Here is a 17,030-nt window from a genome sequence, read left to right on the forward strand (position 1 = left end):
GTTTCGTTAAACTAAATATAAAATCCTCATCTTTAAAAGCATTGAGATGGGGTAGAGGTCGCGATTTATATTAGTATTCCGCCTGAGACTCAGTGAAGTCGATGAAAGCGGGAAAAAGGATAAGTCGCCGAAGCTTCTGAAATCACTGCTTTCAGAAGGCTGGGGCTGCACTCGAATAGGGGCAGAACTGCCATATATCCAAACGGTTATGTGGAGAGCTATCTTTTTTCAACGCTTTAAGTGAGGGTGTCGTAAAACACCGTCCATTTCCATAGGCGGTGTTTTTTGTTTGATTTAGTCTATTAGGCTAGTAAATACATACACAAAAGGGAGGAAACAAAAATGAAAAGAATGTTGATTTTAGTCATGGCTGCTCTTGTTTTAGTTTTAGCAGCATGCGGAAGTAAAGAAGCTAGTAACTCTGAAGGTAGCAAAGAAGCAGGGGAAAAGGCAGATTTACAACTTGTTAATGAAGGCAAACTGACTTTTGCTATGAGTGGTGTTTATCCACCTTTAAACTTTAAAAAAGATGGACAACTAACTGGCTTTGACGTGGAAATTGGTGCTGAAATTGCAAAAAGAATCGGTTTAGAATCAAACCCTGTAACTAATCCTTGGGAAACGATCATTCAAGGATTAAAAGCAAAAAAGTATGATGCAATCATCGGAAGTATGACAGCAACTGAAGAACGTGACAAACAAGTAGACTTCACAAATCCATACTACTTATCAGGTGCTCAAATCTTCGTTGCTGAAGGAAATACAGATATTTTATCTAAAGAAGACTTAAAAGGAAAAACGATTGGGGTAATCCAAGCTTCTACTTGGAAGGATATGGCTGAAGGTTTATCAGACAAAGTAAAGGGATATCCACTAGATGTAAATGCTCTTCAAGACTTAGCTTTAGGACGGATTGATGCTGTAATTACAGATAAAATCGTTGGAGTTAGTGCAAAAAATGAAGGCGGCCTAAAAATTAAAGCTATTGGTGATCTTCTAAATGAAGACCGTGTAAGTGTTGCGGTTAACGAAGGAAATACAGAGCTTGCGAACAAAATTAACGAAGCTATTCAATCTATGATTGATGATGGAACGTACGAGAAAATCAGTATGAAATGGTTTAACGAAAATATTATGAAAAAATAAGACAATTTCTCTAAGAAGAAATCGACTTTTTAGATTTTGCACAAATACAACCATCTTTGCGAAAACAACCAAAATAAGAGTGCGTGTATACGCACTTTTTTTACTAGGAGGCGATTGTTAGATGACTTTTTGGCATAATACCATTGGAATCCTTAATGAACATGGATTGGCTTTCTTAAAAGCCTCATGGATGACAATTTCCATAACGGCAGTTTCGCTATTATTGGCCATGGTAATAGGACTTATGTTTGCGGCCTTTAAAATATCATCTTCTAAGCTATTAAATCTAATTGCAGACTTGTACATCGGGATTATTCGTGGAACTCCTTTAATCGTACAAATCATGTTTTTATATTACGGAATAGCTAATATTGTAACTTTAGATAGTTTTACGGCAGGGGCACTAGCACTAGGCATACATACGGGAGCCTATATAGCGGAGATCTTCAGGGGAGCAGTCCAGTCCATTGATAGAGGGCAAATGGAAGCTGCTCGTTCTCTAGGGATGACAAAAACACTAGCTATGAGAAGAATTATTTTTCCGCAAGCATTTAAACGTGCAATTCCGCCACTTGGAAACCAGTTTATTATTAGTTTAAAAGATTCCTCACTAGTAGCCTATATTGCGGTTACAGACTTATACAATACGGCGTTAACGGTTCAGGGGGAAAACTATTTACCGTTTGAAACATACTTTGTTGTTGGTATTTATTATTTAATTATCGTTCTTATCTTTACTTACTTTACAAACAAGATTGAGAAGAAACTAGACGTAAGTAAACCGAAGGAGGCGACTATTGCATGATTGAAATCAAGAATCTATCTAAATCCTTTGGGCAGTTACAAGTATTAAAAAATATTGATTTAGAAATTAAACAGCAAGAAGTCGTGGTGTTAATTGGAGCAAGTGGTTCTGGAAAAAGTACACTTCTGCGTTGTATAAATTTTCTAGAAGTAGCTCAAGGTGGAGAAATCAAGATTGAGTCGGAAGTCATTAATCCTACAAAAACAAATCTTAATAAGGTTCGAGAAAAAGTAGGAATGGTTTTTCAGCATTTTAATCTTTTTCCTCATAAAACCGTTCTTGAAAATGTGATTGAGGCTCCTATTTACGTAAGAGGACAGAAAAAGGAAGATGCCATTGTAAAGGCAAAGGCCCTTCTGAAAAAAGTAGGTTTAGAAGACAAAGCGAATTTCTTTCCTGATCAATTATCAGGTGGACAAAAACAGAGGGTAGCCATTGCAAGAGCTTTAGCAATGGAACCTAAAGTGATGCTATTCGATGAGCCAACATCAGCCCTCGACCCGGAACTTGTTGGTGAAGTATTACAAGTTATGAAAGACCTCGCCAGTGAAGGAATGACGATGGTTATTGTTACACATGAAATGGGCTTCGCAAAAGAAGTAGCAGACCGAGTCGTGATATTAGCGGATGGTTATATTATAGAAGAAGGACACCCTTCTGAACTTTTTGATAATCCAAAACATGAACGAACGCAAAGGTTTTTAAATCAAATATTGTAATAATGAATATGGATACCGTACTTAAGTGAGTGCGGTATTTTTTGTGATTCATCTTTCGAGTTGTCAGGGATATTAACCACTAAACTCGATAAACTTCCTCAAGGTTTAAAAATCACAGTTATAGGAGAAAATGTTTTAATGTTCTGATAATAATGAGAGGAGAACAAAAACATTGAGTACTGTAACGAAAAGGAAATTTATTAGTATTGGTAGTTTTATATTAGGTTTTGGTTTTTTTGGAGCTTTAGATGGGATTATATTTCATCAAATACTTCAATGGCATAGTGTCATTATGGATACTACTCGAGCAGGACAAATTGTTAGTGATGGGGTATTTCATTTAGCTGTAACCATTGCTTTAGTAATAGGTGGATTTTTACTTTGGCTCGGAGGCAATCCAACTGAGCACACGAAAGGACTCAGAATGTTAATCGGAGGCTTTCTAATTGGAGGAGGGACCTTTAACTTTGTAGAAGGAATCATTAATCATCATATCCTCCAAATTCATCGGGTGAAGCCGGGTGACCCGAATGCCTTAATGTATGATTTACTTTTTTTAGCTTCTGGAATCCTTCTAATTCTTATAGGGTTTATGATTAGAAGAGTAGCTACATCTAAAATGAAAGCAATGGATGCTTAAAAGTAAGGTGAAATATATGTACAGGATCATCAGTTTCATCGTTATATTTTCATTTGTTTCTACGATGTTATATTTTCATAATCTAAATAGCCATCATACTATGTCTAATCATCATACAGCTAATCATCATGCTCATGGTGTTTTTGAGATTCCTTCCAATAAGAATGTACCCACGATTCATGGGTGGGTAAAACAAGATTTATCTGGTAGTTGGCTTCTTAAAATTGAACCGGAGAATTTCTCCTTTACACCTGAGCTTATAGGAACAAAAGATGAGTCTTACAATAAAGGTCATGCTCATTTATATATTAATAATAAAAAAGTAAATAGATTATATGGCTCCTATTACAATCTGGATCTCCTTGAAAAAGGAACTCATCATATTAAAGTATCCCTCCATGCAAATGATCATCGTGTGCTTACCCATCAAGGAAAAGAAGTTGCTTTTGTGACAACGGTAAAAGTAAATAAATGACATAAACAGAGAAGCCCATAGTTACTGAGGCTTCTTTTTTTGCGTTATATCCCTTCTTCTGTAAGATGTTCTAACATAAAATATAATTACTGGTTAGATTTTCTTACAAATTAATAAAAAGTGAAACAGGTACCATGTATAATAAATGAAACTGAATTGTGAAGTGGAGGAGAATGCATGAGTGAAGAAGCTTCATATAAGGATAAAAAGGTCATAACGATTGGGGTAGTTAGTGAGCTAACAGGATTAACAGAGAGACAAATTAGATATTATGAAGAAAGAAAGCTCATTTTCCCTGAGAGGGCGGATAAAGGAAATCGCAAATATTCATTTAATGATATTGAAAGATTAATAGAAATTGCCAATAAGAGAGAGGAAGGGGTAAGAACTTACGATATTAGGCAAGAAATGATTAAAAAGAATAAGGAGTTAGATCAAAAGGTGCGAAAAAACATGCTAAAGGGACAAATCAATTCACGATTTGGAATACAAAAGGATCGATAAAATATAGAGAGTCCCATGAGGCTCTTTTTTTGGGGAATCATAATAGTAGCCTCAATGATAAACTAATTTCTCCAAAAAGTTGATTGAATATTTCGTAAAAAGGGTTCATTTTAAATTAAAATACTAATATAATATATATTACGGGTCCCTAAATGTTCTGATATTGACCAATATGATTTTCTATAAATAACAAACAGTAATACCCGTCATGCATCAAGGAATCTTTAAGCGTACGGTATTCAGCACAGTTTAAAACGGGGGAATAAAATGAGGAAATTATTTAGCTATGTAAATACATACAAGAAGGCCATGTGGCTCGCTTTAACTTTAACTGGCCTCGAACTAATAGTAGAGCTCTTCCAGCCGATGATCATGGCCATAATCATCGATGAAGGAATTATAAAAGGAGACCTCGGTACCGTCTACTTATGGGGCGGTTTGCTGCTCGGCTTATCCCTAATTGCCTTTATCGCTGGAATTGTAAACACCTTCTATGCCTCAGATGTGAGCCAGGGTGTAGCTCATGACATGAGAAGGGATTTATTCAGAAAGATACAACAGTTTACCTTTAAGAACTTTCAATCTTTCCCTACATCATCATTAATTACTAGATTGACCAATGATGTGACACAAATTCAAAACTTTTTATTTATGAGCCTTCGAATTGCCCTTAGAGCACCTTTATTTATTTTTGGAAGTATGATTATGGCTTTCTTTGTAAATGTAAAATTAGCACTCATTTTACTAGTAGTGGTACCAATCTTATTAATCATTATTCTATGGATTCTAAAAAAAGGAATTCTTTTATTTCAACGAGTACAAAAAAAGTTAGATACGGTAAATGGAGTAATAAGAGAAAACTTAATTGGGATGCGTCTAATTAAGGCATATACAAGAGGAAGTCACGAAGAAAAAAGATTTTTTAATTTTAATAAAACCCTCATGGCTGATAATAAAAAGGCTCTAAGAATGATGGAGCTTACGATGCCTATCCTACTGTTCGGAATGAATTTGAGCATGGTGTTTATCCTTTGGTACGGTTCTGTTGAGTTAAACTTAGGAGGAGCGCAAGCGGGGGAAATTGTTGCTATATTGAACTATGCAACGAAGATTATGTTTGCTTTTACTGTTTTCTCATTTCTTATGATGAACTACTCGAGGGCTCAAGCCTCTTCTACTCGAATAGTTGAAGTTCTGGAAGAAAATATAGATGAACAGCAAGAGACAAAAATAGAAACCTTTCAAAATGTAAACATTCAGGGAAGTATTGAATTTGATCATGTTTCCTTTCAATACCCATCTTCAGATTTACCTGTTCTCCATAATCTATCCTTTACGATAAAGGCTGGAGAAACAGTAGGAATCCTGGGAGAAACGGGATCAGGGAAATCATCTATTTTTCAATTAATTCCTCAACTGTACCATGTGACTTCAGGAGAAATATTAATAGATGGTATGAATATTGAAAAGATAGATGTGAAAGAGTTAAGAAAACAGATTGGCTTAGTTCCACAAGAAGCTCATTTATTCTCGGGTACGATACAAGAGAATATTGGCTGGGGGAAAGATCATGCTAGCTTAGATGACATCGTTCAAGCAGCCAAAGAGGCTCAAATTCATGACTTTATTCTCTCCTTACCAGATCAATACGAAACACGTGTAGGACAAAGGGGAGTTAACTTGTCTGGAGGACAAAAACAGCGTCTGTCCATTGCAAGGGCACTGGTTAGGAAACCTAGTATTTTACTATTAGATGACAGTACAAGTGCACTGGATGCCCATACGGAAGCAAGTATTTTAAAGACATTAAAAAGTCAAAAGTGTACGACTCTCATTATTGCCCAAAAAATAAGTTCCGTAAAAGAAGCGGATCATATTTTACTGATTCACGAAGGCAAACTAGTTGGTAACGGAAACCATGAAACGCTTATGAAGACTAGCCCTTATTATCAAGATATCTATTATTCTCAAGTAAAAGAGGAGGCGGGACAAATTGGTTAAAACAACAAACGATGATAAGAAAAATGCCTCCTCTAAGCAAACGGGTAATAAGAAAATAAAAGCGAAAGACATTAAAGGAACTCTTTATAAAATATGGCTTTACTTAGCTAAGGAAAAAGGGCTACTGTCATTTGTTCTTCTAATGATTGTGATTAGCTCTGCACTTTCCTTGTTAGGTCCTTATTTAATGGGAGTAACGGTCGATCGTTTAATTGAAGGCTGGGATACTAATCGACTCCTTACGATGTTATTATGGTTGGTTTTAATCTATGTACTTCAATCAGTAGCAGTATTTTTACAAAACTATTGGATGATTGGAATCGCACAAAATGTTGTTTTATCCATGAGGAATCAACTGTTTTCACATCTACAAAAGCTTCCTGTCTCCTTCTTCCAAAAAAGGCAACATGGGGAGTTAATGAGCCGACTGACAAATGACATGGAAAACGTCAGTCGAACATTAAATTCATCTGTCATTCAAGTAGTGACCAGTTCCTTGACCGTTTTAGGAACGATCATTGTCATGTTTTGGTTAAGCCCTTTACTAACCATTCTAACTCTTACTATTGTTCCTGCTATGTTTGCAGGTTTAAAGTGGATTACGAACCGAACAGGTCAATATTTTAAAGAGCAGCAGAAGACACTTGGCGATATAAATGGATATATAGAGGAGACCTTATCAGGGCAAAAAATAGTTAAGATGTACTCCCAAGAACAACGGGTAATAGAAGAATTCGAAAGAAAAAATAGTGCTTTAAAAAAATCCAGCTACTGGGCGCAAACGTATTCAGGCTTTATACCAAAGTTGATGAATATGTTAAATAACGTAAGCTTTGCCGTTATAGTAGGAGTTGGTGGGATACTAGCTTTAAAAGGTCATATTTCAATCGGTGTTATCGTTATTTTTACAACTTACTCTAGACAATTTACACGTCCTTTGAATGATCTAGCAAACCAATTCAATATGATTCTTTCTGCAGTAGCTGGAGCCGAACGAGTTTTTCAAATTATGGATGAAAAAGAAGAGAAAAATGATGAAAGTCAAGCCAAGGATATAACTTCACTAGAGGGTGATGTAAGGTTTGATTCGGTATCCTTTTCTTATGATCAGAGTGTAGCAACATTAGAAGAGGTTAGCTTCCATGCTACTCCAGGTCAAACCGTTGCGCTCGTTGGACCAACAGGAGCCGGTAAAACAACCATTATCTCTTTACTTTCCCGTTTTTACGAGGTTGAACAGGGACAAGGTCATATCTATATAGACGGAATGGATATAAAAAATATTACGAGGGATAGTTTACGTAAACAGATGGCTTTTGTTTTACAAGATTCAGTTCTCTTTAAAACAACCGTAAGAGAAAATATCCGTTACGGAAGACTGTCGGCAACGGATGATGAGGTCATTTTTGCAGCCAAAGGAGCAAATGCACATGACTTTATCATGAAGTTACCAAATGGTTACGATACCATTTTAGATTCAGAGGGACAGGGAATTAGCCATGGACAAAGACAGCTACTTTCTATTGCACGAGCGATGCTAGCGAACCCATCCTTGCTGATCTTAGATGAAGCTACGAGTAGTATTGATACGATTACAGAAATGAAGATTAATGAAGCCCTTCAGCGACTAATGAAAGGGAGAACCTCCTTCGTTATTGCGCACCGTTTAAATACCATTCAAAATGCAGATTTAATTATCGTCTTGAAAAATGGGAAGTTAATTGAGAAGGGAACGCACGACTCACTATTAAAGGCAAATGGATTCTATGCTGGTTTAGTACACTCCCAGCAAGGTAAATCTACCCTTGCCTAAAAATTTTAAAAAGGGCAGTCTAAAGAGACTGTCCTTTTTTACATGGATTCATCTATTAAAGGGAAAATTATTAATTACATTACTAGTATGGAGGGAGCTTATCATCTTGACTTATGATTGTATTATCGTGGGCGGAGGGATTGCAGGACTTCAGGCAGCCATTCAATTAGGGAGATATGAATATAAAGTACTTGTCATTGATTCGGGAGATGGGCGTTCGACTCTTTGTAGAAACTATCATAATATTTTAGGATATCCGGATGGAGTAAGCGGAGAGTATCTTCGTGATATTGGTAAAAAACAGGCTGAGGGATTAGGAATCCAATTTCTGCTGGAGAAAGCTGAGGAGGTTACTCAAAAGGATGAAAAATTTGAGGTCAAAGTACATAGTGGTGAAAGTTACTCCGGAAAACGGCTATTGATTGCTACTGGTGTAATGGATCGAATTCCTGAAATACCGGAGTTATATCCTTGTTTGGGAATTAGTATTTATGTATGTCCAGATTGCGATGGTTTTGAAGTGAAAAATCAAAAAACAATTGTGCTAGGTTCTGGGGAAGTTGGTGCGAATATGGCAACAACCCTTACCTCTTGGACAAAAGACATTCATTATATTAATCATGAACAAGCACCAGTTAGCCAAGAAAAACTAGACGAGTTAAAACAAAAGCAAATTTTTTATTATGAACAGCCCATTCAAGAAGTAAAAGAAGTGGACGGGAAGCTGCAGGAAATCACTCTGAAAGATGGCACTAAAATACATGTTAATCACGGATTTATTGCATTCGGTAACAACGAGGTAAAGTCTTCTTTAGCGAAGCAACTTGGAGTGGAGCTCCTAGAAAATAAGCACATCTTGGTAGATCCACGATCAAAAATGACCAATATCAAAAATGTATGGGCTGCTGGAGATGTAGTTGCCCATTCCGAACAAGTAACGATAGCATTAGGAGATGGGATGCAAGCAGCGATCTTTATCCATAAATCACTGAAAAGTTAAAACGAAAGGACAGAGAAATCACTGTCCTTTTTCACTTCTTCATCATTAACCTGTTTTTATTTTATCGCTCGAAACACTCGATAACCTAATCGATCTGCATACGTACTCATGACTCTCTGGTGGTCCATAATGATTTGTTGATAAATAGGGTGGGGTGAATATGGGCTCATTAACTCTGGTTGATTCTGGTGATGACTATTTAGCATTTCCTCTAAAATTGTGCTAGACTTAACTTTTTTTATCTTTGCAAATCCACTGTTTTTAATGTATTTTATCCATTCCCTCTCCGTTAGCACATCTTCAATATTATATAAATTTTGAATCACTTTTTTATCCTTTATATCTAGCATCTGCTCTGCTGTCATCTCAGAATTAATTAAGACTCCTCCTGGCTTTAATACCCGGTACAACTCGTCATAAGACTTCTTCTTATTAGTAAAAATAATAACGGATTCAACTATGATCATATCAAATGTTTGATTTGGAAAGGGTAGTTCTTCAATACTCCCATGAATAACAGGAATGTTTAGTCTTTCAGTCATAAATCGATGTTTGGCTTTGCTTACCATCATCGGATTATAATCTAGGGCAGTTACAGAGCATTGATAATGCTTAGCAAGATAGGCAGATGTTTGCCCCGTGCCGCAACCAACATCCAATATTTTCATGTTACTTTTAATTTTTTCACTATTTAACAGAGCCTTTGTTAAAGCAAAGCCTCCAGGATGTGCACTACTTATTCCATAATGAGCTAAAGCCTCTTGATAGGTAGGTTTCATCATTTCTCTCCTTACTATAGCTTTATACTTCTAGACGTTAAAACGTAATACATCTTATGGTAAACAATGAATATTAGACACAAATATAATGATGGCGACCTTGTAATCTGCCTAAAATTATGTATTGCTAAAAATAAATGTAAGCGTTAAACTATTTTTATTAATTGAATTAGGGCTTTCTTATGCGTATTTCATGCAATCGTTTGCGCAAACAACAAAAATTAGAAAAACTGAGGGTGTATATAGATGAAAAAAACATGGTGGAAAGAAGCCATAGCGTATCAAATCTATCCACGTAGCTTCCAAGATTCAAATGGAGATGGAATTGGGGATTTACAAGGAATTATACAACGTTTAGATTATCTAAAGGACTTGGGTATTGATGTTATTTGGATTTGTCCTATGTACAAATCTCCAAATGATGATAATGGATATGATATCTCTGATTATCAAGACATTATGGAAGACTTCGGAAACATGGCTGATTTTGATGAGCTTTTATCAGAAGTTCACAAACGTGGAATGAAGTTAATTATTGATTTAGTTCCAAATCATACAAGTGATGAACACCAATGGTTCATTGAGTCACGCTCTTCTAAAGATAACCCAAAACGTGATTGGTATATTTGGAGAGACGGTAAAGAAGGGAAAGAGCCGAACAACTGGGAAAGTATTTTCGGAGGTTCTGCTTGGGAGTATGACGAAAAGACAGATCAATACTTCTTACACGTGTTCTCTACTAGACAACCAGACCTAAATTGGGAAAACCCAGAGGTTCGCCGTGCATTATACGATATGGTGAACTGGTGGCTAGATAAAGGAATTGATGGATTCCGTATTGACGCGATTAGCCACATTAAAAAGAGACCTGGTTTTCCTGATATGCCAAATCCTGAAGGGAAAACATACGTGTCTTCGTTCGACATGCATATGAATCAAGAGGGGATTCATAAATTCTTAAAAGAATTTAAAGACGAAACCTACTCAAAATATGATGCTATGACAGTTGGAGAAGCAAACGGTGTAAGTGTAGATGAAGCTCACCTATGGGTTGGAGAAGAAGAAGGAAAAATGGACATGGTATTCCAATTCGAGCATTTGGATTTATGGGGCACCGATAATAAAGAGTTAGATATCATTGGCCTTAAAAAAGTGTTAACTCGCTGGCAAAAAGGGTTAGAAAAAGACGGATGGAATGCACTATTTATTGAAAATCATGACAAGCCTCGTGTGGTTTCAACTTGGGGGAATGATGATCAATACTGGAAAGAAAGTGCTACTTCAATGGCAGCTATGTATTTCTTAATGCAGGGGACACCATTCATTTATCAAGGACAAGAAATTGGAATGACAAATGTACAGTTCGAAAGCATTGATGATTATGATGATGTAGCGGTTAAAAATATGTATCGTCTGAAAAGAGAAGAAGGAATTTCTCACGAAGAAATTATGGAGATTATTTGGTCTACTTCTCGTGACAACAGCCGTACACCAATGCAATGGTCCAATGAATTAAATGCAGGCTTTAGTTCAGGTGCACCTTGGATGAAGGTAAATCCAAACTATACAAATATAAATGTCGAAAAGCAACTGAAGGAAGAAGATTCAATCCTTTCTTTCTATAAAAAAATGATTCAGTTAAAGAAACAAAATGAAATCTTTACTTACGGGCAATATGATCTTCTATTAGAAGACCATCCACAAATTTATGCATATACACGTACACTTGGGGAAGACAAAGTTGTAGTGATTACAAACTTAAACAAAGAAAGTGCTACATTTGAAACAAATGAGTTAGAATTAGCTTATAAGGGGCTCTTACTAAATAACTATTCCGTTGAAGCACACGAAAACACAAAATCAATGGTATTAAAGCCATATGAGGCTCGTGTATATAAAATAGAACGATAGAACATAGAAATTAGACCATACATCCCATTGTATGGTCTAATTTTTATATCGCGAAAAAAATCCAATTCATGTAAATGAAAAACATCACATAATTTAGTAACAGAAACAAAGAGAGATTCAAAATTATGGGGGTGTTAGTATGACAATACGTAAGGCAATCATTCCTGCAGCAGGTTTAGGAACGAGGTTTCTACCTGCAACAAAGGCACAACCAAAGGAAATGTTACCTATCGTAGATAAACCAACAATACAGTATATTGTTGAAGAAGCAGTGCAATCAGGAATTGAAGATATTATCATTATAAGCGGTCGTGGAAAAAGGGCCATTGAGGATCATTTTGATAAATCATATGAGCTAGAGGAGACTCTTGCGAAAAAAGGGAAGATGGATTTACTTAGAAAAATTGAACCCATTTCAAAACTTGCAAACATTCACTATATCAGGCAGAAAGAACCTAAAGGACTTGGCGATGCTATATACTGTGCTAGAAGTTTTATAGGAGACGAACCGTTTGCTGTTATGCTCGGCGACGATATTGTTCAAGCTGAAACACCATGCATGAAACAACTTATTACTGTTTATAACGAGTGTGGAGGCTCCATTGTTGGAGTGCAATCAGTTAGTGATGACCAGGTTAGTAAGTATGGAATTATTGAGCCAGAATTGACTATTACTGATCAATTTTTTACATTAAAGAGTATTGTTGAAAAACCATCCTTAAAAGATGCACCATCTAATTTCGCTGTAATGGGTCGGTATATTTTAGATCCAGCTATTTTTAGCATTCTAGAAAATACCCCTGCAGGAACAGGAAATGAAATTCAATTAACAGATGCCATTCAAAGATTAATAGGTAAACAATCCGTCTATTCTTATATTTTTGAAGGGAATCGTTATGATGTAGGAGATAAGCTTGGTTTTATTAAAGCAACGATTGAACTTAGTTTAAAAAGAGAAGATTTAAGAGAAGATTTAATGCAATATATAAAAAATCTCATAGAAACAGAGGAAGGGGCACAGCTTTAAATTTAACAGTTAAATTTAAAATCCTGGTTAGAGTAGTTTTTACACCAAAAAATCTCCGAAGTGAGCACTTATCTTTCACTTCGGAGGTAGTAAAGTTTACAGTCCTCAAGATTGCAAATGATAGCTGTAGCGGCACATACCAAGTGCAAATAAAAGCTTTAGAGCAACTAGAGGAGCATTCCAATCCTGACTTCCAACTGTTAAAATTGGTAATAGAAGTAAATGATCAAGCCATATTAAGAAACTCTGTGCATTAAAACTATTAGTACAGTTGTCAAAGGAGTTAGATGGTTGTGAAGCAGGCAAAAACAAATGCAATGAGGATACTAGATTCAAAAAAGATACCATACGAATTGATTACATATGACAGCCAAGATGGAAAGATAGATGGTGTATCAGTTGCTGAGAAAATCGGAAAACCTGTAAGTGTAGTTTATAAAACACTAGTTGCTCAAGGGAATAGCAAAAACCTATTTGTCTTTATTGTCCCTGTTGAAGCAGAGCTCGATTTGAAAAAGGGAGCGAAAGCAGCAGGAGAGAAAAAGATTGATATGATTCCAGTAAAAGATATTCAAAAGTGGACAGGCTATATTCGAGGTGGATGTTCACCGGTTGGAATGAAGAAGTTATATTCAACCTTTATAGATGAAAGTGCACATACAATAGATAAAATCATTGTTAGCGGTGGAAAAATTGGTGTACAAATGGAATTAACAGTGGAAGACCTTAAACAGGTTACTCAAGCTAAAATAGCTGAATTACTGAAATAAACTAAGGACTCCTTTTAGGGGTCTTTTTTGTTTCGTATAAACGGTTACTGCTTTTAGGCATTCACCTATAGCTCCTTTTCTGCATATCGTATTCATGAAAACCGCTATCCCGTAGGTAGATAATAACAATCATTTTCGGGTAACAGCTTAAAGAAAAGGACGTGTGAGTATGTCTGGAAAATTGACTAATTACTATGCAGGTGGAAATACAGCTCGAGGCTTTTACAGCTTATATGAATCCAACTTAAAAGATCTTGACCGACTTTTCATATTAAAAGGAGGGCCAGGTACGGGGAAATCTTCTATGATGAAGGCGATTGGCTCTTACTGGCTTGAAAAAGGTTATAACATAGAATATTTACATTGTTCCTCAGATAATAACTCCATTGATGGAGTAAAAATCACTGAGTTAAAAGTAGGGATAGTGGATGGTACATTTCCTCATGTAATTGAACCTAAAGCTCCAGGGGTTATTGAAGAATACATCAATCTCGGGGAAGCATGGAATTCGGCTAAGCTCAGAAATGAGAAAGAGAAAATCACAAAATTGAATCATCAAAGAAGTGAAGCCTTTCAAAATGCTTATAGTAAGTTCGGAGAGGCATTAAAAATCCATGATGACTGGGAAAAGATTTTTATTGAAAATATGGATTTTGAAAAGGCTAACGAACTAACGGAAAAGCTAATAGACCAATTTTATGGGGAGTTATCACTTAACAAATCTTCTGAGGTTAAACATCGCTTCTTAGGTGCGGCTACTCCAAAGGGTGCTGTAGACTTTGTTCCTAATTTAACGGAAGAAATTGAAAAGCGCTACTTTATTAAAGGGAGACCCGGATCAGGAAAATCCACGATGTTAAAGAAAATTGCAGCAGAAGCTGAAGATAGAGGCTTCGATGTTGAAATTTATCATTGTGGATTTGATCCCCACAGCTTAGATATGGTGATTGTAAGGGAATTAGGATGGGCTATATTTGACAGTACAGCACCGCACGAATACTTCCCGACCCGCGAAGGTGATGAAATTATCGATATGTATGGAACCATTATTCATGAAGGAACGGACGAAAAGTATGCAGAAGAGATTCAATCGTATGCAAAGAAATATAAAGACAAAATGCAGGAAGCAATTGGCTGCTTAGCACAAGCTAAAAATCTTCATGAAACATTAGAGGGCCTCTATATTGAAGCTATGGATTTTACAGTTGTAAATAAATTTAGAGAACAGATTCAGTTAGAAATAAAAAAAATCGCTGAAAATTGACTAAAATAAATTTCACCAAATTAGGCGAATTGCATAGATTACAAGGAATACACTTTGAGAAAGGGGTATAGGATCTTGAGTTATAATGATTTTGGCTATTATAATGGCTTACTTAATAATGATCCATTATTAGATACACCTAGTTTTATAGATGTTAGGCAAACAGGATTTCCGGGATTGGGTCAGCCAGGAGGTTTTCCAGGCTTCCCGGGAGGAGGTCAACCAGGAGGCTTCCCAGGCTTCCCAGGAGGAGGTCAACCAGGAGGTTTTCCAGGCTTCCCGGGAGGAGGTCAACCAGGAGGCTTTCCAGGCTTCCCAGGGGGAGGTCAACCAGGAGGCTTTCCAGGCTTCCCAGGGGGAGGTCAACCAGGGGGCACTCCAGGCTTCCCAGGAGGGGGTCAAACAGGTTCAGGGAACCCACAGGCTGGGCCACCAACCTCACCACCACCTTCTTTTACCCCTCAACTACAACAATCAGATGTGTCAACATTTGCTGTAGACCCAGGGGCTATTAGAAGATGTTTATTCCGTTTTACATTTGTGTGGTTAAACAACGGAAGGAGTTTCTGGTTCTATCCAACCTTTGTAGGAAGAGACTCGGTTGCTGGCTACCGTTGGAGAAACTTCAGATGGGTCTATTATGGAACAGATTTAAGAAGAATTCGTTCTTTCCAATGTGTTTAGAACGTAAAACAAAGAGTATCGGCTTCGATGCTCTTTTTAATTTTTTTAATTAAAAATACCAGAGAGGATTAGGATGTAATCGCTTTCTCTGGTATTAATAAAAAAAGTTGTAATTTTAAAAGATAATATGTGCCGCTAATACAATGATTGGTAGAGTTAAAATGGTACGCTGTATGAAAATAATAACAAGATGTTTAAACGTAACAGGAATTTTTGAGCCTAATAAAAGCCCACCAACCTCAGACATATAAATCAACTGAGTAACAGAAGTACAAGCAATAATAAAGCGAGTCATTTCACTTTCAATGCTAGCACCAATAACAGATGGTAAGAACATATCTGCAAAACCAACAACCAGTGTTTCAGAAGCTGCTCTTGCCTCAGGTACCTGCATTAATTCAAGAATAGGAATAAAAGGCATTCCTAAATATTTAAATACTGGTGTGTATTCAGCAACAATTAATGCTAGAGTTCCTAGTGCCATAACGATAGGAGCAACACCCATCCACATGTCCAAAATATTTTTTCCGCCTTGCTGGAAGAATGCCTTTAGGCTTTGGTTTTGGCTAGCTTTAGTCACAGCTAGTTTTAAACCCCAGCTAAAAGGTGTATATCCCTTTGGAATGTCTTCTGTAGCTGCTGCCGGCTTATCCATATAGTAAGTATCAGGCATTCTAGACAAAGGAGGAATTCTTGGGCTGATAATCGCCGCAAATACTCCAGCTGCTGTAATCGTAATATAAAATGGCACAAATAAATGTCCTAAGTTTACTTGTGAAATAACAACTAAACTGAATGTTATGGAAACAACAGAGAAAGTTGTACCAATGATAGCCGCTTCACGTTTTGTATAATATCCTTCCTCATACTGTTTACTCGTTAATAGAACTCCAATCGTTCCATCTCCAAGCCATGAAGCCACACAGTCAATAGAGGAGCGACCAGGAAGTTTAAAAACAGGACGCATAATTTTTGTTAGTAATGCACCGAACAGTTCAAGTAAACCAAAGTTAAGCAATAATGGTAAGAAAAGTCCTGCAAACAAAAATACTGAAAATAGAATCGGCAGTAAATCGTTTAGTAAAAGTCCGCCTGTATTTTCTGACCAAATCCACTCTGGACCGATTTGAAGCAAGGTCAAAATAGCAAAGATGGCACCTAAAAGTCTAGCAACAAACCAAACAGTTGTCACATTAAATAAATGGTAGAAAAATGAACCTTTTACGATAAATGCTGGCTTAAGGAACTTAGTAATAATGGTTCCAAGTAATGTTAAGACAATAATAACCGTCATAATCTCAGGAAGGAATTCGGTTAATAGATTTTGTAACCAACCTGACAAAATAGCAATTGGAATGGTTATTTCTCCTTCATAAGAGATCGGTACCATAAAAAAGCTAATCCCTAATAAAGAAGGTAAAAGAAACTTTAATAGACTTGCGCTATTTATTTTTTCTTTCGTACGTTCCATTGACAAGTATCACCCCTTAAA

Annotated in this window: 16 protein-coding genes and 1 riboswitch; of the genes, 14 read left to right on the top strand and 2 right to left on the bottom strand. The window is 36.5% G+C overall.

The features are described from left to right. The first annotated feature begins 44 nt into the window (after positions 1-44). Positions 45-229, top strand: a riboswitch (Lysine riboswitch). A gap of 113 nt (positions 230-342) precedes the next feature. From SM124_RS08075 to SM124_RS08115, 9 genes are all read left to right on the top strand, one after another. Next, complete coding sequence (locus SM124_RS08075) at positions 343-1,146, top strand: ABC transporter substrate-binding protein (RefSeq protein ID WP_322446007.1); 804 nt, start codon at positions 343-345, stop codon at positions 1,144-1,146. A gap of 121 nt (positions 1,147-1,267) precedes the next feature. Continuing rightward, positions 1,268-1,951, top strand: a complete 684-nt coding sequence (locus tag SM124_RS08080) for an amino acid ABC transporter permease (protein ID WP_322446008.1) — start codon at positions 1,268-1,270, stop codon at positions 1,949-1,951. Beyond that, positions 1,948-2,670 carry an amino acid ABC transporter ATP-binding protein gene (locus tag SM124_RS08085; RefSeq protein WP_322446009.1) on the top strand — a complete coding sequence of 241 codons (723 nt, stop codon included), beginning with the start codon at positions 1,948-1,950 and terminating at the stop codon, positions 2,668-2,670. The genes SM124_RS08080 and SM124_RS08085 overlap by 4 nt, the downstream gene beginning before the upstream one ends. Positions 2,671-2,842: 172 nt before the next feature. Next, the gene (locus SM124_RS08090) at positions 2,843-3,310 is read left to right on the top strand and encodes a DUF2243 domain-containing protein (protein WP_322446010.1); all 468 of its coding nucleotides are present in this window, start codon (positions 2,843-2,845) and stop codon (positions 3,308-3,310) included. Positions 3,311-3,326: 16 nt separating this feature from the next. After that, positions 3,327-3,785 carry a hypothetical protein gene (locus SM124_RS08095; protein WP_322446011.1) on the top strand — a complete coding sequence of 153 codons (459 nt, stop codon included), beginning with the start codon at positions 3,327-3,329 and terminating at the stop codon, positions 3,783-3,785. A 177-nt stretch (positions 3,786-3,962) separates the two neighbouring features. Next, positions 3,963-4,289, top strand: coding sequence for a MerR family transcriptional regulator (locus SM124_RS08100; RefSeq protein WP_322446012.1), 327 nt, complete (start codon positions 3,963-3,965; stop codon positions 4,287-4,289). A 267-nt stretch (positions 4,290-4,556) separates the two neighbouring features. Continuing rightward, positions 4,557-6,290: an ABC transporter ATP-binding protein gene (locus SM124_RS08105; RefSeq protein ID WP_322446013.1), complete on the top strand. Its 1,734-nt coding sequence runs from the start codon at positions 4,557-4,559 to the stop codon at positions 6,288-6,290. Continuing rightward, complete coding sequence (locus SM124_RS08110) at positions 6,283-8,103, top strand: ABC transporter ATP-binding protein (RefSeq protein ID WP_322446014.1); 1,821 nt, start codon at positions 6,283-6,285, stop codon at positions 8,101-8,103. Before SM124_RS08105 ends, SM124_RS08110 begins: the two co-directional genes overlap by 8 nt. 106 nt (positions 8,104-8,209) lie before the next feature. After that, complete coding sequence (locus SM124_RS08115) at positions 8,210-9,103, top strand: NAD(P)/FAD-dependent oxidoreductase (RefSeq protein ID WP_322446015.1); 894 nt, start codon at positions 8,210-8,212, stop codon at positions 9,101-9,103. 56 nt (positions 9,104-9,159) lie between these two features. On the opposite strand, the gene SM124_RS08120 is transcribed toward SM124_RS08115, so the two are convergent. Then, the gene (locus tag SM124_RS08120) at positions 9,160-9,885 is read right to left on the bottom strand and encodes a class I SAM-dependent methyltransferase (RefSeq protein WP_322446016.1); all 726 of its coding nucleotides are present in this window, start codon (positions 9,883-9,885) and stop codon (positions 9,160-9,162) included. A 243-nt stretch (positions 9,886-10,128) separates the two neighbouring features. On the opposite strand from SM124_RS08120, the gene SM124_RS08125 reads away from it, so the two are divergent. From SM124_RS08125 to SM124_RS08145, 5 genes are all read left to right on the top strand, one after another. Then, positions 10,129-11,793, top strand: a complete 1,665-nt coding sequence (locus SM124_RS08125) for a glycoside hydrolase family 13 protein (RefSeq protein ID WP_322446017.1) — start codon at positions 10,129-10,131, stop codon at positions 11,791-11,793. Between the two features lie 139 nt (positions 11,794-11,932). Further along, a complete protein-coding gene (galU, locus tag SM124_RS08130) occupies positions 11,933-12,820 on the top strand; it encodes a UTP--glucose-1-phosphate uridylyltransferase GalU (protein ID WP_322446018.1) in 888 nt (295 codons plus the stop codon). Positions 12,821-13,113: 293 nt separating this feature from the next. Next, entirely contained in the window at positions 13,114-13,590 is a 477-nt protein-coding gene (gene ybaK, locus SM124_RS08135; RefSeq protein ID WP_322446019.1) for a Cys-tRNA(Pro) deacylase, read from the top strand. Between the two features lie 169 nt (positions 13,591-13,759). Further along, entirely contained in the window at positions 13,760-14,854 is a 1,095-nt protein-coding gene (locus SM124_RS08140; RefSeq protein WP_322446020.1) for a PRK06851 family protein, read from the top strand. A gap of 177 nt (positions 14,855-15,031) precedes the next feature. Beyond that, positions 15,032-15,538 (top strand): hypothetical protein, encoded by a 507-nt coding sequence (locus SM124_RS08145; protein WP_407691391.1) that lies wholly within the window; start codon positions 15,032-15,034, stop codon positions 15,536-15,538. Positions 15,539-15,653: 115 nt separating this feature from the next. On the opposite strand, the gene SM124_RS08150 is transcribed toward SM124_RS08145, so the two are convergent. Then, a complete protein-coding gene (locus tag SM124_RS08150; protein ID WP_322446021.1) occupies positions 15,654-17,009 on the bottom strand; it encodes a YjiH family protein in 1,356 nt (451 codons plus the stop codon). Positions 17,010-17,030: the final 21 nt, after the last annotated feature.

The sequence above is a fragment of the Robertmurraya mangrovi genome, from assembly GCF_034427655.1.
GTDB lineage: Bacteria > Bacillota > Bacilli > Bacillales > Cytobacillaceae > Robertmurraya_A > Robertmurraya_A mangrovi.